Raw genomic sequence first — 16,564 nt, 5'->3', positions numbered from 1 at the left:
GCTTATTCCGGCGTGTCCTCACCCTCGGTGATGCCCTCGGGACCGGGGCCGGGCGACCAGCGCTGGCGCCATTCAAACAGGAACATCTGGGTGCCCTGGGGACTCATCGGTGCTTGCCGCGCAACCCAGCTGTCGTCGTGCTTGTCCATGTCGGCGTCATATTCGAAATGGGTGCCAAGCGGGCTGTTGAAGTACCAGAACCAGTTGGAACCGAACTTGTGCCGCCCCGGCCCCCAGAAGCTTTGGAACCCCTTGCGGGCCAGACGGCTGCCCGCCACCATCAGCTCGGTTGGGCCGCCCATGTGGAAAGCAAGGTGTTCGATCCCTTTCATGTATTCAGGGGTCTGGATGAAAAACAGCGTGTGGTGGTCGTCATTTGCCTTGGGCCGCAGGAACGGACCGGCGGGCACCAGTATATCGGTGATCACAAAGCCAAGCCGCTCGACATACCATTCGGCCCCTTTCTGCTGATCGGGCACGAACAACACGGTGTGGCTGAGGCTGCGCGGTGCGGCAGGCATACCGGGGTAAATCCCCAGCTCGTTCGGGGCGCGCTGCGCCGGGGCGCCGGGGGCGTTGATCTTTTCCGCCTCCATCACCAGTTCGCGCCGTTTGGTGACTTGAAACTTTAGCGCAAAGTCGAAGACATCCGTGGTTTCCAACGATCCATCAGCCAGCCGCGTGACACGGCGGTCCTTGCTGAGCTCTGCCTCGATGGCGTCGAGATCTGCCGTGCTTTGCACGCCATAAATCTGCTGGCGCAGCATCGTGGGGGTCGGCAGCGGCGTGGGCAGCGAAGGGTCGTCACGATGCCGGATTTCAATGCCGGTGCCATCGAGCGCCTCAAAGAATCCGCCCTTGTCGGTCACGTCAATCGGCTTGAGCCCGAATTCAGTCAAAAACTCGGTACAGGCGGCAATGTCGTCGACGCCAAAAACCAGCGCGTCGGGTCCGATGATATTCATTGGGGTCTCCCTCCCTTTATGCGGTGTGGCCGCCGAGCACTTCGGCAACCCAATCCATGATGTAGGCGCCTGCATTGGCAGCATTGTCGCAGCTGGCGTGCTGCGCACCGCCGGTGCGGTCGTCGAAGATTTTCAGCTCGCGGCGCGGGCTGTTGATCAGTTGTTCATAGGTGCGTTCGGCCCATTTCAGTGGGATCTGGCTGTCCTTGGCACCGTGGGTCACAAGGAACGGGACCTGGATGCGATCGAGTACTCCGTCGAGGTGGACGTTCTCGGCGCTCTCCATGAAATGATCGACATCGCGTGCGCCCCAGACCCAGCAGACATGATCCCAGTAATGCGGAACGGGGAAATCGCCCTCGCGCTCCAGCCGGCGTTTTTGCACATCGCGCCAATCGTGGTTGCCGCCCCAGGCGACGCCACAGGCAAAGCGCGGCTCAAACGCCACCGCGCGGGGGCAGAAGTAGCCGCCAAGGCTGACGCCCTCCATACCAATACGCTTGGGGTTCACGTCGGGACGGGCCTCCAGCCAGTCGACGACCTTGCTGGCCCAGTGCTCGCTGTCAAAGCGCGCCTTGATATCATGCAGCCTCAGCGCCTCGCCGGTGCCGGGCTGATCGACGATCAGCGAGGCCACCCCGCGCGTGGCCAACCAGTTCGGCGGCCCGACGAGGTATTTCATTTCCTTGACGCTATCCAGCCCGTTGACCTGCACCAGAACCGGCTGCGGCCCCGTGACCCCTTCAGCCGGAATCCAGATCGCCGAAAGCTGCTGACCCTCGTAAGGAATCACGACCCGCTGCGCGCCCGTGTGGGTCATCGACAGGCCGCGATAGAACGCCGCCAACATACGCCGGTACAGCGCCAGCCGCCCGTCGGACCCGTGGCCCTGAAGCCGCTCGGCAGTCAGCATGTAATTGGCCGCACGCAGGTGTTTCACCCCCGCCGAAATCGTGCGCCCGCGCGCCTCGTCCTCTGTGGCCAGCTCGGTCAGCGTGTCGGCCATCTTGACCCAGCTCTCGCGGAACGCGGCTGTCCCAGCCGCATCGGGGGCCTTGGCGGCCTCGGCCAGCGGTTCGCACATTGCGGCGATTTCGCCCATGCGTGCACCCATTTCGATCGACAGGTTGACCGACAGGTCCCAGACATAATTCGTTGGAAAATAGCGAAACACGCGGCAAAACCTCCCTATATGGCGACGCTTGAACAGATTATCTGCTTTGTAGGCATTTAAAAAATTGAAGTTTTTTGTTCTAAGTATTCACAAGATCAATGAGTTTGAGGGCGGGTAACCGCGGCCACCCGTTGTCCAGATGGTTTGTTGAATTTACAAAGTTTTCCGCTGACACGTTGCGGCCGTCCCCTGCCGGACCTTTCACAAAGTCCCGCAGGGGTTGATCGTTCAGAATGAAAAATTCAGCGAAGCCAGCAGAGTCTGGTTCCAGCGGTTGCCATTCACGCCCTGGTGGCGCGTATAGCCCACGACCACTTGCTGACCCGATCGTGTTCTCATCGAGGCACCAACAGAGCCCACGATATAGGTGCTTTCATCAACAAATGCGTCGAGATCGTTAACATATTCATGCTCGACCCCGAGCGAGGCATTGAACCCCCACTGCCCCGGTGCCACCATTTGCTCCAGCCCGAGGCTGGCCCAGACCATGCCGTAATCTTCCGTGTCGCCCACCAGTCCAGAAGACACCGCGCCAAAACTGTCGGCCGTGGCTTCCAAAAAGTTGCGCTGGAAATTGATGCCAAAGGTCGGGTGCAGCGACCAGCCCTGTGGCACCGCCGAAAAGCTGCTGCTGTCATAAGATCCGATCAATTCGACCTGCGTGTAAAACCGGTCATCACCCTGCACATGCTGATACCCGATGGCGGGGATCTGAAGATCGGTTTCACCCCAGGAGTATTCGCCCCGCACCGAGATGCCCCAGCTGTCGTTAAACTTGTGCAACAGGTCAGCGCGAATGCCATAGCCGTCGCGCGGGGCCATAGCGCCAGAGACGACATCGCGCACATCCGTATGTTCGGCAAAGACACCAAAACTCAGCATTGTGTTCGGGTTTGGAAAGGTCATGTATTGCACGCTGACGCTGGGGTTGTTGCCATCCACCTCGACCTGGTTGTTCGCGCCATTCGGCTTGACGTACATCACGCCAAACCGCAGATAGGATTTCCCATCTGGCAAGGCCTTGAGCGCCGAGAGCGGCAGCACCAAATCGGTAGAGCCGTCTTTATAGCCGGTGGTGCTGGCAAAGGGGGCCGTCGCCGTGCCAATGGTAAAGCGTGACTGGCCGATGCGGCCCTGCGTGGTGCCCCATTGTTCATTCGAATAGAACGAGCCTAGCAGACCGGCCTTGCCAAGATTGATCTGCGCCATCACGCCGGGCGGCAGCTGTGGCATGCCCGGTGGCGGGCCGTCCTGGGCCAATGCGGCCCCTGCACCCAGACAACAGGCCAGCACCCCCAGATGCCTTGTTTTCGATATCTTCATATTTCCCTCCACCTATTAGATTTTTGCAACGGCACAGTGGCGCCGCTCCGCTTCCCCGGATCGGGTCGCGGGTGTTCTCCCAACGTCTCGGGCACCACATGCGCCCGACATGTGCTGTGAAGCAGTTGGTTCAGATGCGATGCATTGAGAGAGACTACTGGCTTGCCAGATATTCAAAAAATTGAAATAATCTATGATAAGTATTCACAAAATAACTGGATCAGCCCTATGCGGTTTCGCAATCTCGACCTCAATCTGCTGGCGGCCTTCGACAAGCTGGTCCAATTAAAAAGTGTCAGCCGCGCAGCGGAGGAGCTGTCGATCACCCAATCAGCGATGTCAAATGCGCTGAACCGGCTGCGGCAGTATTTCGACGATCCCTTGCTGGTTCAGATCGGGCGGCGCATGGAATTGACGCCGCGCGCCGAAACACTGGTGGATCCGGTGCGTGACATATTGGTGCGCATCGACGCGGCGGTGACTGCGCCCGATTTTGTTCCGGCCACGTCGACCAGGGGGTTTGCGATGATGGTGTCGGATTACTCCCTGCACACGCTGATGCCTGCCTTTACACGCAGCCTTGCACAGGCGGCACCACATATCCGGTTGGATTTCAAACCACAGGTCTTGCTGCCCAAGCTTCAGCTTGAACGGGGTGATGCCGATTTTCTGATTGCGCCTGCCCACCTTTGTTCTGCTGATCACCCATCCGAATTCCTGCTACGTGATCCTTTTGTCTGTGTGATGGATGCGGACAATCCTGCGGCGCGGGATATGGACGAGGACAGATTTCTGGCAATGGATCACGTTCTGATGCGGCCGCCTTCGCCGGGGCAAAGCTTTGTCGACCGCGAACTCGAAGCACTGGGCATCAAGCTTAAGATCGCTGTCAGCACCTTTTCCTTCATGTCGCTGCCTGATCTGGTGCGTGGAACGGATCGGGTAGCAATCCTGCAACAGCGGCTTGCCAGAAAAGTAGCCCAGGCTGGCGGACTGGCGCTGGTCAAGCCACCTATCAACCTGCCGCCACTTGAGCAGCATGTCCAATGGCACGCAATGCGCAGTCACGACACGGCACTGGAGTGGTTGCGCCGGCAATTGCACGCCACGGCGGCGGGCCAGGTTGAACAGGACCAGCCGGAGTAGCTCTTGCTTGTCAGCCGCGATTTGCCTTTGGCGTCAACTGGCCAGTCTTGTTGCTGTTCATGGTCCTTGTCGGCGGTCTGGGCAATTTTCTCGGCCCGGTCACAAGCGCGCTTTTGCTGTTCCTGCTGTAAGAGCTTTTTGGCGGTTATGGTGCGTGGTATCTGGCGGGGGGTCGGATTTGTGGCAATCCTTTTTGCGCTCCATACGCCGCCGTCACTCAGCACTCGGCTGGAACGGATCGAACGCAAGAGCCCGCTCTTCGACCCAGACAATCCACTCGTTGTGAAGTCTGCCTTCGGTGGCGGTATCACCCTCATTCTGCAAACGGTGACAGCAACGTCTGCTCCCTGGATGCTGGCACGGAGCTTAAGGGGCCCGCCGATGAATGTACCCTTGACCCTGCAAGACGGCAGCACCGTGGCTGCGGATCTGAGTGATCAAACGAACATGATGGAAGCCGCCGTTGCGGTGATGTCACGTTAACAGTTTGAGGTTAAAATAGCCGAACCTTTTGGCCAATCAGGCGAGACCTGCGGCGAGGTTCCAGGCGTCGAAAGCTTCCAGTCTGTGGTATCGGATGGTGATGGCGGATCGGCGGTGAGCGGGTTGGTAGAGTGGATTTGCCGCCAGTGAGCCTGCGGAAAAGTCTTGTAGGCCAGCACGTCGTCTTCAGCGCAAAGCATCAGCTCGGCGAGCTTGGGATGGCGTGGCTGGAAGGCCTCGATCAGCTTGGCCCAGTGCTCTTTGGGAGTGGGCAAAACCTGGTGGTCGACGTGGTAGGGTAAGGTTTCGGAACAAAGCCGGACCCTCCATGGTTGTAAGCATTTTTGTCGAGACAACGTTTGACGATGGAGAAACCAAGAGGCGCAATATCGGTCGACTTCGCCGTGCGGCGGACGAGTCCGGTTCCGAGAATTTGGGCCTTCTCCTCCACGACGCAAAGACCGTGTTGAGGCTCTTGCAGGAAGCGATTGTGCAAGGTCAGGTCGGTGAAGCAATAGAGGCTCGCCGGAAATGCGATGGCTGTGCCAAACAACGCTCGATCCATGATGATCGAGGCCGTATTACGCCGCATGACGGGACTATCCTGAATTTTGTGCTCTGGCGTGGTAGCTCAATTTTGAGGAGACCCACGTATGAGCATAGACCAAGACCTGCTGGACCGGCTGATGGAAGGGCGTTCGCCCGGCGACCTTTTCGGCAATGAGGGCATTCTTTCCGAACTGACCAAGGCGCTTGCGGAACGTGCGCTGAGCACCGAGTTGGACGAACATCTGAGCGAAGAGCGGGCGCAGGAGCCGCCGGAAGGCCAGAACCAGCCCGCCAATCGACGCAATCACTGCCCGGCAGTGTATGTTTACATGCACGAGAGGGGCAGCAGCCGGAAGACTGTGGCCACGGACACCGGCAAGGTGGTTCTGGACATTCCGCGCGACCGGAACGGGACGTTTGACCCGGTTCTGATCGCCAAGTATCAGCGCCGCTTTCCGGAGTTCGACACCAGGATCATCAGCATGTACGCCCGCGGCATGACGCCCCGGGAGATCCAGGCCACATCGAGGAGATCTACGGCCTTGAAGCGTCCCCCAGCCTGATCTCGGCCATTACCGCCACCGTGATGCAGGAGGTGACGGCCTGGCAGAACCGCCCGCTTGAGCCCTGCTATCAGGTGGTGTTCATGGATGCGATCCGGGTCAACATCCGCAGCGATGGTGCGGTCTCGAACAAGGCGGTCTTCGTGGCCCTGGCGATCCTGCCGGACGGCACACGGGACGTTCCGGGCTTGTGGTTCCAGGCCAATGAAGGGGCCAGAGCACAAAATTCCGCACAGTCTCCGCATGACGCGGTCACACCGCCCGCAGCAGGGCGTTTGGAACGGGCGATTGATGCCTTTCACCGACCTGCGGTCTGGCAAGCAGCATGATGAGGTCTCGGGCGAAAGCGTCCGCCTTGGTACGGGCTTCCGCCTTCTGACGATCCTCGAACGTGGAGACCGCCTCGGCGACGTCCTTCTGCATATTCTTCAGCTCGCTGAGCGTCAGTGCCTCGAGATCGAAATCAGCCGTTGGTGCGGTCCGTGTCCTGGATTTCCCAGTATCTATATCCCATCGTAGCAGGGCCCGGCATTTCCCGGCAGGCAAGGGCAGGGGGGCGAATGCTGGTAATAGCCACTTCGGCCACTAGCGGTGTACTGGCCTTGGGGTAAAGCAGTCCCGATCTGCAAGGGGACATGGACTCGCATGGGCTCCCCGCGCATCTCTCTGTCTCCTGGGCCATCCCTTCGACTGGCAATCCCCTAATCTCGTTCGGGCCCCCTCGCCCCCCCCCCCCGCCTCTCGGAAGGTCGTGTGATGCGCGACGAGAACGGCTACCGGGTCATGGACACCGAATGGCACCGCATCACCTGCTTCAACGGTCTCGGCAAGACTGTCGCCGCGCACTGCGAAAAGGGCATGAAGGTTCTCGTCCACGGCCGCATCCACTACACCAAGTGGATCGACAGCATGGGGAGGCGCTGCGTGATATGGCCCGCTGGCTCTATCGCCAGCTTGGGGCCGAATACGACCACCTCACCTCCGACGAGGCCATCGAGGAGGGGATCATCGTGAACGATTACACCTTCACCGAGGCCGGGTGTAGGTTCGGATAAAGGCTCTGTCCAATGAATGCCGGCAATTCTACTGGTTCGAGTTGTGTTTGCCGCGAATTTCGACGGCACGCTTGTTCTCTTCCTTGTTGATCCGAACCCCAAGTGCAAAGGCTGCACCATTCAACAGACGGCGAGCGTGAGGGTCGTTCATCCGGGCAGCTTCCTCATGGAGCCAAGTGATCATCTCACGCGCGGCGTCTTGATAGCCACGTTGGTACTCAGAAATCTTCATATGGCTACCTTTGTCGTGTTATCGGGTGATCGATCTGACGAGCGCCACCAGCGGGGCAAAGTCGTGCTGATCGGCCGCCCGTAAGGCCGCGATATAAGCCGCGCGATGTGCACTGTCAGCGTTCAGAGTGTTGTCGCCTGACCAGTCGAGGAAGATGTCCGGGGCGATCTTCGCCAGGTAGGCGTCTGCCATGATCCGCGCCCAACGTCCGTTACCGTTGGCGAAGGGATGGATCCAGACCAGGCGGTGATGCAGGCGTGCCGTGGCTTCCAGTGGGTCGAAGCTCTTGTGGTCGCGCCAGTACCGGGCGTCATCAAGGCAGGTGCGCAGTTCGGTCGAAATGTGCCAAACCGGCACACCGGTGTTCTTCTCTGTCAGGCGGTAGACGCCCGCCCAATCCCAGACCTCGCCGAAGAGGCGTTTGTGGATCTCGAGGACGGCTGCATCGGTCAGCAGGTCGAACGACTTGGGCCGTCGGTCGAGCCAGGTCAGACCGGCGATGATGTTCTCGCCTTCGAGTTCGTTCAACTCTCCGCGGGTTGCGATGTGCTTGGCCTTGAGGCCAAGTAACTCGTCCGGTGTCAAGGGTGTTGCCGCGGTGGGTTCATGAAGCTCCAACGTCATTGCCAGAAGTCCCTACGACCTTCGCGGATAATGTCGGCTGCAAGCTCCTCGACCATCTCGGCCTCGCTGCGCAGGCCGTCGCTCTGCTCTTCGAGGGCCATATGCGCGCGCGTGCGCTGGATGATGCGGCGTGCCTTCGCGCGCGCTTGGGCTAGGACGATCTCTTCGACCGGGCCCTCGCGTGGGACGATGGCATAGACGACGCGTCCGCCCATGGCCTCGGCAATCTTCTCGAGCTGGTTCAGCGAGATCGTTCCCGCCTGCTCATTCTTGATCGATGCGTAAATCGTGTTGCGCGACACATCGAGACGCTCGGCAAGAGCAGGCGCGTTCATCCCGATCGCCTCCTGAAACGTGGCGATCCAGCCGCCGAACGGCTTTGCAAGCGACTTCACCAGGCTTGCAGCCTGGTTGACGCGGTCTTGGGCCTGACGTTGCTTCGCGCGGGAGACGGACATGTGCCAACCTGAGAGTTTGCGTTTTTATACAATATGCCATATCAGTATATGGCAAGTAATCAAATATCGCAACATCACAGATTTGCAAAAAATCTTGGATCGCATAATCAAAGCTTAGCAGAAACACTGCATATGCCATGCTGTGGTGTGGCGTAACGGTCGATCCATTGGGCTTTGTCATGTTGTTGACGCACCTGAGCTGCACGCATAGCCATCTCTCATGATTAGCCAAGTTTCACAGCCTCGCCTGAAGGGCTTCCGGTTCCCTCGGTCCTTCATCTCTTATGCCATCTGGGCGTACCATCGGTTTGGCCTGAGCCTGCGCGATGTCGAGGATCCATTGGCCGAACGGGGCGTAATTGTCTCGTATGAAAGCATCCGGGTGTGGTGCCAGCGGTTCGGAGCGCAGATCGCGGCCAAGATCCGTCGCGATCGCCCGGTTCCCGCCGACAAATGGCACCTGGATGAAGCGCTGCCCAGCAGCGGTTTGCGCAGCACAACCGCGCGAGGGTCGTGATTTCAATTCGAGGGCGAAAACATTGGCTCTGGCGGGCTATGGACACAAACGGAGACGTACTGGAGATCCTGATGCAAAGCCGCAGAAATGCCCATGCCGCCAAGCGTTTCCTGATGAAGTTGATGAAGCGATGGGGGGTGCCACGCGTCATCGTGCCCCTCTCGTGACATTGCTTCGCAATGCACTGCCGGGCAAGGCATGGGTCGTTTCAAATCCCCAGGCCAGGCGCAACGTTTTCTATCCGTCCACGATCAGACCGCGACCATCTTCCGACCAAAACACCACCGCCTTTCCGCAGCACCATACCGCCAATCTCGGGCTGACGCGTTCAGCCTGTGGAACAACTATGCGGCTGAAATGGCTGCTTGAACGGGGCGCGGTTCTTGGTCTTGGCCTGACAGAATAACCTGACAAAGCCGTGATAATCGCCCCGGCAGCGCAGGCAGCCGTCTAAGGCCGATCTGTGCCGCATTGACGCCGCGCAATGCCATGGGTCGGACAACACGCGATGATTGGTGGAAATTTTGCGTTGAAGAGGGAGAAAAGTGCAATGGCAGACACAATCGTCGTAGCTACGGACGGCTCGGACACGGGACACCGCGCGGTCGACTTCGCCGCAACATTGTCAAAGGAGCTTGGTCAAGCGCTGTGCGTTGTACATGTGCTGATGCATGGGCGGCCCACCGAGGAATTTGCGAAGATGGCAGAAGTCGAGGGCCTCGTTAAACCGGCCAGGAAAGGCGGTGGCACCGGCGAGACGGCCGATCCGGCCACCCTGGACGGTCTGTTCCCGAGCGCTGAAGACGAGGTCGGCGCCGCCCGAATGATTATGGCGCTTGGCGAACATATTGCCGAGTCTGCCAAAAAACGGGCCGAGCAGGCTGGTGCGCGCGATGTGACAAAGCGGATCTGCGCCGGCGATATCGCAGATGAAATCCTGGATGTGGCCGAAACCGAAACGGCAGATATCCTCGTGATGGGGCGCCGGGGGTTCGGCCGCGTGCGGGAAGTGCTGCTTGGAAGCGTATCGCAAAAGGTACTGCACCACGCCACCTGCAAGGTGGTCATCGTTCCCTGAACCAAGCACCGGAGGCAATAATCCGCATGTTTACGGACAGACGTGACGCGGGTCTGAAACTGCTGAAACGACTTGGGCAGCTTGATCCTGAGAACACAGTCCTTCTGGCGCTGCCGCGCGGCGGGTTGCCCGTTGCCGACGTGATCGCAGACGCGCTCGGCGTCCCGCTCGACGTTGTGTTTGTCCGCAAGGTCGGCGTTCCCGGACAGCCCGAACTCGCGGTTGCGACGGTGACCGATGGCAAGACCCCAAAAATCACGGTCAACGCGGAAGTGGCGCGCATGGCCGGGCTTGACCATGCTGACATCGCCCGGCTTGCCGAGCGCGAATTGCCGGAAATCCACCGGCGCCGCAAAATCTACCTGAATGGGCGTCCGCACGTATCACTTGCGGGAAAGATCGTAGTGGTCGTTGATGACGGCATAGCGACGGGGGCCACAATGCGCGCGGCACTGCAATTGGTCCGCGATGCAGATCCGGCACAGGTTATCGCGGCCATTCCCGTTGGGTCGGCGGCAACGATTGCAGCGCTTGAGGATGACTGCGACGAGGTAATCTGCCTCGAATGCCCGGCTGAATTCCGTGCGGTTGGGATGCATTACCGCGATTTCGGACAGGTTTCGGATGCAACCGTGGCCAAAATCATCGAACGCCATGCCCATCGGCTGACTGACAGCGGCAGGTCCCATGGTGACGTGATGTCATGACGGGTACGGGCGCGTTTGAGAGAAACTCCAGGTCTCAAAAAACCGCTGGGCGGGGGGTCATCACGGCGATCCGCGGGGTGGTGGTTGACGCGCGATTTCCCGGCACAGCACCCACTATCTATACCCGGCTGTTTGCCGGGCCGGCCCGCAAATTGGTGATCGAGGTTGCCGACCTCGTCGATCTTCACACTATCCGGCGCAATGCCGCATCACCTTGACCGGTGCATCCTGTGGCACCAAAACCAAAAGCCGCTGCGCAAGTCCCTGCGATGACCGCTGCCAAACCGTCTCGCCCGCCCGGTGGGTGATGCGGCATTGCGCCGGATCGCCCTTCGGCAATGGCGTGACCGTCCAGACCTACGCGGTTTCCTCGTCTCGCAGATAGATCGCTTCGCCCTGCATGTCCGTGACCGGATCGTTTGACCAAGGCGTCAGACGGAATTCCCCGCTGTTGAGGCTTCAGGTGAACCCCAGCCCGGATTCCGTGACGATGGTGCCAAATCTGTCGTTGGCAATGACATTGCACCACGGCACCGGGGTGGTTTGGCCGGGGTCGATCTGCATGAGATAATCCCCGCTTCCGGGGATAAAGCCCCCAAGGCCGTTGTCACAAACCAGGTCCTGAGGCCGCTTCAATGGCTCGCACGCCTCGGTCATCGGGTGGCCGCCGGGGTTGCCGGGTGAAAAGCACAGCATTCATGCCCGGCACGATCTCGCTTTTGACGAAGTGCTGAAGGCAGGATGGCGTTCATGCGCCGCCTGCGGTGCAAAGTAAAGATGCTGGCTCACCGTACCAGCTCTCAAACCGATGCGTTCTATCGGGAGCTCGACCTCGAAACAGAGGTAGCGCAAGCCAATATGGTGACACCGGAACCGATACGCCGAGTGCTGGCGTCGATGGCGGTTTCAGGATGTTGACAGGTCCGTGCGTTCTGCCATCGAGGTGGAGGTGGGGGCTAGGGGGTGGAACATTGGACAGGGTTGGATGGGGCCACTGTGCCCTGTTCACGTCTCGCTTTGGTTGTCATCGTTCTTGCGCGGCAGCGGCCTGACCACGGATACGACCGGTTTCAGGCAGGTCTCGATTTCCCTGAACTCCAGCACCTCCTTGCTCTCCAACGCCTCGATCAGCGCACGGACCTCTTTTTCGTGGCGGGTGATGATGCCGGTCGCCTCTGCCTCTGCCTGTTTGAGAAGCGTCGATACCGCGTCATCAACCCGGGCGGCGGTTTTGTCGGCGTGTTCGCGCGGCTGGGCCATCGATTGGCCGAGGAAGGGATGATCCTCGCTCTGACGCAGGTCCACCGGGCCTATGTCGTCGCTCATACCCCAACGGGCGACCATCGAGCGGGCCAGCTCGGTGGCGCGTTTGATGTCGTCGTCGGCGCCGGAGCTGACGCCGCCGAGCAGGTGCTTTTCGGCCGCGCGCCCGGCCAGCAGGATAGTCAACTGGCTGCGAAGGTAATCCTCGGACAGGGTGTGATGCTCTTCGCGCCCGAGCATATGCGTCCCGCCCAGGCTGCGCCCGCGCGGGATGATCGTCACCTTGTAGAGCGGATCGGCCCCCGGCGTGTAAAATGCCGCCGCTGTATGCCCCGCCTCATGCACGGCCAGGCGGTGTTTTTCCTCGGGCTGGATTGCCAAGGTCCGCACGGTGCCCATCATCACCTTGTCGCGGGCCTCCTGAAGATCCGCCATGGTGATAGAGGTGGCGCTGCGGCGGGCGGCCTGGATCGCGGCCTCGTTCAGCAGGTTTTTCAGATCGGCGCCCGAAAAGCCGGGGGTGCCATCCGCGATCGCACCCAGATCCGCAGGATCGGCCAGCGGCAGCACCCTGGCATGGATGTCAAGGATTGCCCGCCGATCCAACCGGTCGGGCAGATTGAGCACAACATGCCGATCAAAGCGCCCGGGGCGCAGAAGTGCCGGGTCAAGCACATCGGGCCGATTGGTCGCGGCCAAGACCACAACGGCCTCCTTGCCCTCGAAACCGTCAAGTTCGGCCAGGATCTGGTTCAGCGTCTGTTCGCGCTCATCGTGGCCGCCGCCAAGCCCGGTGCCCCGGGTGCGGCCGATGCTGTCCAACTCGTCGATGAAGATGACCGCCGGGGCAGCCTTGCGCGCGGCCTCGAACATCTTGCGCACGCGGCCGGCACCGACCCCGACAAATACCTCGATGAACTCGGAGCCCGATGTCGAAAAGAACGCCACATCAGCCTCGCCCGCCAGTGCCTTTGCCAGAAGCGTCTTGCCGGTGCCGGGGGCGCCCATCAAAAGCACCCCGTGCGGCACTTCGGCGCCCACGCGTTGGAACCGTTCGGGTTCGCGCAGGAACTCGACCAGTTCGGCCACCTCCTTCTTGGCCTGGTCCTGACCGGCCACATCGGCAAAGGTTGTCCGGGTTCCAGTTTCGCTGGGCCGGGAAAACCGTCCGCTGAACAGGCCCCCCAACCCGCCCGGGCCAAGCCCGCCCGCACCAAATCCGCCGCCCATCTGGCTCAGCATCCGCCGCTGGAACCAGAAATAAACCGCGAGGATCAGGATCCACGGCAGCAGATAGCTGAGAATAGACACGCTGCGGGGCTCTTCGGCGGTGATCTCGACGCCATGCGCCTCCAGCAGCGGCAGAAGCTCGGGATCGCCCTGGGACGGTGTGATCGCGCGAAACTGCGGCACTGCGCTGGCAGCGTCACCCTCACCAGAGACCGTTATCGCGTGCTCCTGCAGAAGCGCCCGGCCAACTTCACCGTTGTCAATCATCTGCTTGATTTCACTGTAGGAAACGGTCTGGACCCTGGAATCAGCATTGGTGAGGGAGGCAAAGGTGTAAGCCGCAAAAAGCAGCGCCCAGAGAGAGAAAATCATCCATCGATTCTGGGCATCGTCATATGGCGGTTTGCGCGGCGGATCCTTTGGCATTCGCTCTCCTTCCTGACTTTGCGCGGTGTCACGGCAATGAAGACCTGTTTACCCGGTCCCGAGACGCTCGATCCCGTGTCACCCCCGCGAAGGCACAGTCGATCCCCAACCCGTCGGTGCGCAGCGGGCTGCACCTATTCCCAAAGTTCCTGAACGGGTTTGCGCATGGCATGCTTGACCTGTTCAAATTCGCCCCAGGATACATGACGGCGCAAAAGGTCAATGACCGCCACCACCGCCCTGTCCGGATCCTCCAAAGGCACCTTCTGAAACCGCGATGCAACGCGCTCAATCAAGTCACTTTTATTGCGTCGCTTCGCCGGGGTTTTTGAAGGATTCCAGCCTTCGAAATACACCCCCCGCACCAGCACCGGTAGCTGCGCTGCCAGATCCGCAGCTTCATCCACCGTCAGAAAATCACGAATGGCGTGCAACGTCTCGTGCAGGAGCATGTATGCCCGTGGCTTTGCAAACCCGAGATCATCGCAGAGTTCATTCAGCCATTCAGCAAAAACCTGCGGGGCATGATCGAGCGTGGTAATACCCGTTGTGGTCATGACACACCTGTCGCTTGAATATCGTTGACCCCCATGTTGGGCGGTGATCCCGAGCCGTGCATTGATGGCCGTCAATGCCGCGACCCTCCCAACCCGCACTGACAGAGCTGCCAAGGTGCATGCCACTACGACGCATAACCTGGTGACGGACGCGGCCATCTCGGCCTTCTTCCAGACCACTCTGGTCGGTGCGATCAAACAATTGCACCATTCGCTTGACGGCAGTCAATGAAACCGGCGCGCCATGGGCCCTATCCTGTAGCCAAAACAAAGCTGAAAGGAGTCTCCCAAATGGAAATTGCCGCAGCAATGCACCAACAGGCCGATTGGGCCAGCGCCGACATGCCCGTCAGCGAGGTGGCGAAGCTCATGCAGAAAACCGATATAGGTGCGATTCCGATCGGCAGGGATGACAAGTTGATCGGTATGGTCACCGACCGTGATATCGCGCTTCGGGTGGTCGCGGAGGGTCGCGATCCGGCCAAGACAACCGCCGAAGAGATCATGACCAAGGGCATCGTCTATTGCCAGACAACCGAGACGGTGGAAGACGCTATCCATCTCATGGACCAGAAGAAAATCCGCCGTCTCCCGGTTATCGACAATAACAAACGGCTCGCGGGGATGCTGAGCCTCGGCGACATTTCCCACGCGGTCGGCAGGGAATTGTCCGGCGAGCTTTTGCGTGCCGTGGCGGATCATCATCCCTGATCCGCAGCGTTTATGTGCTCGATTTCCGTGATATCCGCGATCCGGGCTGGCCTCTCGACATCATTCAGTGTTCGACACGGTGGTTCTTCAAAAGATCCTGCAGGGTGGCAATGGTCTCGAATTCATCTACGTCGGCCGCTAAGGCCAAGGCTTTCGCGTCCCGGATCAAAATGCGGTCGGGTTCGAGAATGTCGATAACACCTTGATCGCTCAGCGAATGCAGCGAGCGAGAGATCGATTCCGGCCGTGTGCCCAACAGGTGGGCCAGATCGGTCCGGTTGATCGGTATCTTGACCTCGATGCCCTCTGGACCTGGCTTCAGCATATGGTCGATATCGCGAAAGCGCGAGCACAACAGCAGCAGGAAGCCGGCAATGCGGTCGGCAATCTTCTGGTTTGACAGAATGATCAGCCACTCCCGCGCCCGATCCAATTCATCGGTGATGTTCAGCAGGACCGCGCGCTCTAAGTCAGGCGATCGCGTCATAAGGGCCTCGAAATCCGTCCGGGAGAATGCGCAGAATTCCGTGTCTGTCGCCGCCTCGATGTTAAACTCTGCCGCACCGTCGAAAACCCTTCCGAATGTGTCCCCCTCGACAAGAAGCCCGACGATATGCGCTCGCCCATCGGCCAATGTCTTTTGCATACGCAAGATGCCAGACAGAACGCAGCCGATGAAATCTGAATTTTCCTGCGCATGAATGACTGTTTGTCCAGCGCAGTAGCGTTTCACATGGCACATCGCGTTCAGCGTGTCCCGTGTTTCGGGGCGAAGCTGCGAAAACGCCGTCGATCCAGACAACGTCAGCCGCACCCCTTTGTGGGTCTTTTTCGCCATACCTCCCGCGCCCCCCGATTGTCAGGCCAAATTAGTGAGTCGCACCACCTTCGTGTCGATCACCAGTATTTAGGCAATACCATGTTTCCGCCATTGCGACCACGAGCGGCAAATCACTGAACCGGGGGCGGCGTTGATAGGTATCAATGATCTTCCGGTGCGGATCGGCTTCCATACCAAATGCGCAAAGTGTTCATAGTGGGGGGTGTAATGCGTCACAAGACTTGGGCCTTGGTGAGTGACGGCGTCCACGCTCGCATTCTGCGGGATCTCGAAGGCGGCTATTCGCAGGAGCCGATAGAACTCGTCAGCAAGGCAAAATCAACGCATCTGCGCGACTATCTCTCCGACAAGGCGGGCCGCAGCTTTGCATCAAGCGCCGGCGGGCGGCGCTCTGCCATGGAACCCGGATCTGACCCGGTCCTGCGCGACATGCGGGATTTTGCACAGGTAACCCTCAGCCTTCTGGAAAATTACTTTCGTAAGGGGCATCTGACCCGGCTGGCGATTTTTGCCGCACCAAAAATGCTGGGGGTCTTGCGCCGCGAAGTACCCGCGTCCCTGAACAGTGCCGTGATCCTCGAACGCGATCTCAATCTCATCAACCTGCCCGAGGCGGATCTGCGCGACGCCGTACGCCGGGCAATTAGAAAGGAGCCATAGAC

16 protein-coding genes and 6 pseudogenes are annotated in these 16,564 nt (G+C 59.8%); 11 read left to right on the top strand and 11 right to left on the bottom strand.

Annotated elements, in window-relative coordinates:
• Positions 1–2 precede the first annotated feature (2 nt).
• The 3 genes from ARCT_RS0100415 to ARCT_RS0100405 all read right to left on the bottom strand — a co-directional run bounded on the left by ARCT_RS0100415 (position 3) and on the right by ARCT_RS0100405 (position 3,462).
• Positions 3–965: a VOC family protein gene (locus ARCT_RS0100415; RefSeq protein ID WP_027238340.1), complete on the bottom strand. Its 963-nt coding sequence runs from the start codon at positions 963–965 to the stop codon at positions 3–5.
• Between the two features lie 16 nt (positions 966–981).
• Positions 982–2,139 (bottom strand): alpha/beta hydrolase family protein, encoded by a 1,158-nt coding sequence (locus tag ARCT_RS0100410; RefSeq protein ID WP_027238339.1) that lies wholly within the window; start codon positions 2,137–2,139, stop codon positions 982–984.
• A 228-nt stretch (positions 2,140–2,367) separates the two neighbouring features.
• Complete coding sequence (locus ARCT_RS0100405; RefSeq protein ID WP_027238338.1) at positions 2,368–3,462, bottom strand: hypothetical protein; 1,095 nt, start codon at positions 3,460–3,462, stop codon at positions 2,368–2,370.
• Positions 3,463–3,690: 228 nt separating this feature from the next.
• Between ARCT_RS0100405 and ARCT_RS0100400 the strand changes: the two genes are divergently transcribed.
• Positions 3,691–4,608, top strand: coding sequence for a LysR family transcriptional regulator (locus ARCT_RS0100400; RefSeq protein ID WP_027238337.1), 918 nt, complete (start codon positions 3,691–3,693; stop codon positions 4,606–4,608).
• 599 nt (positions 4,609–5,207) lie between these two features.
• Here ARCT_RS0100400 and ARCT_RS29000 read toward each other — a convergent pair.
• Positions 5,208–5,360 (bottom strand): annotated as a pseudogene (locus tag ARCT_RS29000) (transposase); the annotation flags it as partial.
• Between the two features lie 59 nt (positions 5,361–5,419).
• Between ARCT_RS29000 and ARCT_RS27315 the strand changes: the two are divergent.
• From ARCT_RS27315 to ARCT_RS27740, 4 genes and pseudogenes are all read left to right on the top strand, one after another.
• Positions 5,420–5,674 (top strand): annotated as a pseudogene (locus ARCT_RS27315) (ISKra4 family transposase); the annotation flags it as partial.
• A gap of 70 nt (positions 5,675–5,744) precedes the next feature.
• Positions 5,745–6,421 (top strand): annotated as a pseudogene (locus ARCT_RS24985) (IS256 family transposase); the annotation flags it as partial.
• 514 nt (positions 6,422–6,935) lie between these two features.
• Positions 6,936–7,118: pseudogene (locus tag ARCT_RS27305) on the top strand (single-stranded DNA-binding protein); the annotation flags it as partial.
• A complete protein-coding gene (locus tag ARCT_RS27740) occupies positions 7,100–7,258 on the top strand; it encodes a hypothetical protein (protein WP_205855505.1) in 159 nt (52 codons plus the stop codon). The pseudogene ARCT_RS27305 and the gene ARCT_RS27740, both read left to right, overlap by 19 nt.
• 28 nt (positions 7,259–7,286) lie before the next feature.
• On the opposite strand, the gene ARCT_RS24980 is transcribed toward ARCT_RS27740, so the two are convergent.
• The 3 genes from ARCT_RS24980 to ARCT_RS24975 are packed head-to-tail and all read right to left on the bottom strand — an operon-like array spanning position 7,287 to position 8,572.
• Positions 7,287–7,490 (bottom strand): hypothetical protein, encoded by a 204-nt coding sequence (locus tag ARCT_RS24980; protein WP_036783775.1) that lies wholly within the window; start codon positions 7,488–7,490, stop codon positions 7,287–7,289.
• Between the two features lie 18 nt (positions 7,491–7,508).
• Positions 7,509–8,114: a mobile mystery protein B gene (locus ARCT_RS0100360; protein WP_027238332.1), complete on the bottom strand. Its 606-nt coding sequence runs from the start codon at positions 8,112–8,114 to the stop codon at positions 7,509–7,511.
• Entirely contained in the window at positions 8,111–8,572 is a 462-nt protein-coding gene (locus ARCT_RS24975; RefSeq protein ID WP_036783773.1) for a helix-turn-helix domain-containing protein, read from the bottom strand. Before ARCT_RS24975 ends, ARCT_RS0100360 begins: the two co-directional genes overlap by 4 nt.
• Before the next feature lie 220 nt (positions 8,573–8,792).
• Between ARCT_RS24975 and ARCT_RS24970 the strand changes: the two are divergent.
• The 3 genes and pseudogenes from ARCT_RS24970 to ARCT_RS24965 all read left to right on the top strand — a co-directional run bounded on the left by ARCT_RS24970 (position 8,793) and on the right by ARCT_RS24965 (position 10,874).
• A pseudogene (locus ARCT_RS24970) lies at positions 8,793–9,458 on the top strand (IS6 family transposase).
• A 181-nt stretch (positions 9,459–9,639) separates the two neighbouring features.
• Positions 9,640–10,167 (top strand): universal stress protein, encoded by a 528-nt coding sequence (locus ARCT_RS0100345; protein WP_027238331.1) that lies wholly within the window; start codon positions 9,640–9,642, stop codon positions 10,165–10,167.
• Between the two features lie 26 nt (positions 10,168–10,193).
• Positions 10,194–10,874 carry a phosphoribosyltransferase gene (locus ARCT_RS24965; protein WP_036783770.1) on the top strand — a complete coding sequence of 227 codons (681 nt, stop codon included), beginning with the start codon at positions 10,194–10,196 and terminating at the stop codon, positions 10,872–10,874.
• A 189-nt stretch (positions 10,875–11,063) separates the two neighbouring features.
• On the opposite strand, the pseudogene ARCT_RS28520 reads toward ARCT_RS24965, so the two are convergent.
• The 3 genes and pseudogenes from ARCT_RS28520 to ARCT_RS0100320 all read right to left on the bottom strand — a co-directional run bounded on the left by ARCT_RS28520 (position 11,064) and on the right by ARCT_RS0100320 (position 14,350).
• Positions 11,064–11,438: pseudogene (locus ARCT_RS28520) on the bottom strand (hypothetical protein).
• Positions 11,439–11,879: 441 nt separating this feature from the next.
• Positions 11,880–13,793, bottom strand: a complete 1,914-nt coding sequence (gene ftsH, locus ARCT_RS24960; protein WP_036783765.1) for an ATP-dependent zinc metalloprotease FtsH — start codon at positions 13,791–13,793, stop codon at positions 11,880–11,882.
• A gap of 134 nt (positions 13,794–13,927) precedes the next feature.
• A complete protein-coding gene (locus ARCT_RS0100320) occupies positions 13,928–14,350 on the bottom strand; it encodes a DUF2267 domain-containing protein (RefSeq protein WP_027238328.1) in 423 nt (140 codons plus the stop codon).
• Positions 14,351–14,393: 43 nt separating this feature from the next.
• Between ARCT_RS0100320 and ARCT_RS28180 the strand changes: the two genes are divergently transcribed.
• Both ARCT_RS28180 and ARCT_RS0100310 read left to right on the top strand, forming a co-directional pair.
• Positions 14,394–14,582: a hypothetical protein gene (locus ARCT_RS28180; protein ID WP_161631272.1), complete on the top strand. Its 189-nt coding sequence runs from the start codon at positions 14,394–14,396 to the stop codon at positions 14,580–14,582.
• A 59-nt stretch (positions 14,583–14,641) separates the two neighbouring features.
• Positions 14,642–15,061, top strand: a complete 420-nt coding sequence (locus tag ARCT_RS0100310; RefSeq protein ID WP_027238327.1) for a CBS domain-containing protein — start codon at positions 14,642–14,644, stop codon at positions 15,059–15,061.
• Between the two features lie 64 nt (positions 15,062–15,125).
• Here the strand turns inward: ARCT_RS0100310 and ARCT_RS0100305 are convergent, their stop codons facing one another.
• Entirely contained in the window at positions 15,126–15,899 is a 774-nt protein-coding gene (locus ARCT_RS0100305; protein WP_036783761.1) for a Crp/Fnr family transcriptional regulator, read from the bottom strand.
• Positions 15,900–16,109: 210 nt separating this feature from the next.
• Between ARCT_RS0100305 and ARCT_RS0100300 the strand changes: the two genes are divergently transcribed.
• Complete coding sequence (locus tag ARCT_RS0100300; protein WP_027238325.1) at positions 16,110–16,562, top strand: host attachment protein; 453 nt, start codon at positions 16,110–16,112, stop codon at positions 16,560–16,562.
• Positions 16,563–16,564: the final 2 nt, after the last annotated feature.

The sequence above is a fragment of the Pseudophaeobacter arcticus DSM 23566 genome, from assembly GCF_000473205.1.
In the GTDB taxonomy this organism is placed as follows: domain Bacteria; phylum Pseudomonadota; class Alphaproteobacteria; order Rhodobacterales; family Rhodobacteraceae; genus Pseudophaeobacter; species Pseudophaeobacter arcticus.
Note: the sequence above shows the minus strand (reverse complement) of the source record. Positions and strands in the feature narration are given on the sequence as shown.

Excerpts from the sequence above, each read along its gene's own strand:
- ARCT_RS0100415 (WP_027238340.1), bottom strand. The coding sequence starts at position 965 with ATGAATATCATCGGACCCGACGCGCTGGTTTTTGGCGTCGACGACATT.
- ARCT_RS0100405 (WP_027238338.1), bottom strand. The coding sequence starts at position 3,462 with ATGAAGATATCGAAAACAAGGCATCTGGGGGTGCTGGCCTGTTGTCTG.
- ARCT_RS0100400 (WP_027238337.1), top strand. The coding sequence starts at position 3,691 with ATGCGGTTTCGCAATCTCGACCTCAATCTGCTGGCGGCCTTCGACAAG.
- ARCT_RS24980 (WP_036783775.1), bottom strand. The coding sequence starts at position 7,490 with ATGAAGATTTCTGAGTACCAACGTGGCTATCAAGACGCCGCGCGTGAG.
- ARCT_RS0100360 (WP_027238332.1), bottom strand. The coding sequence starts at position 8,114 with ATGACGTTGGAGCTTCATGAACCCACCGCGGCAACACCCTTGACACCG.
- ARCT_RS24975 (WP_036783773.1), bottom strand. The coding sequence starts at position 8,572 with ATGTCCGTCTCCCGCGCGAAGCAACGTCAGGCCCAAGACCGCGTCAAC.
- ARCT_RS0100345 (WP_027238331.1), top strand. The coding sequence starts at position 9,640 with ATGGCAGACACAATCGTCGTAGCTACGGACGGCTCGGACACGGGACAC.
- ARCT_RS24965 (WP_036783770.1), top strand. The coding sequence starts at position 10,194 with ATGTTTACGGACAGACGTGACGCGGGTCTGAAACTGCTGAAACGACTT.
- ftsH (WP_036783765.1), bottom strand. The coding sequence starts at position 13,793 with ATGCCAAAGGATCCGCCGCGCAAACCGCCATATGACGATGCCCAGAAT.
- ARCT_RS0100320 (WP_027238328.1), bottom strand. The coding sequence starts at position 14,350 with ATGACCACAACGGGTATTACCACGCTCGATCATGCCCCGCAGGTTTTT.
- ARCT_RS0100310 (WP_027238327.1), top strand. The coding sequence starts at position 14,642 with ATGGAAATTGCCGCAGCAATGCACCAACAGGCCGATTGGGCCAGCGCC.
- ARCT_RS0100305 (WP_036783761.1), bottom strand. The coding sequence starts at position 15,899 with ATGGCGAAAAAGACCCACAAAGGGGTGCGGCTGACGTTGTCTGGATCG.
- ARCT_RS0100300 (WP_027238325.1), top strand. The coding sequence starts at position 16,110 with ATGCGTCACAAGACTTGGGCCTTGGTGAGTGACGGCGTCCACGCTCGC.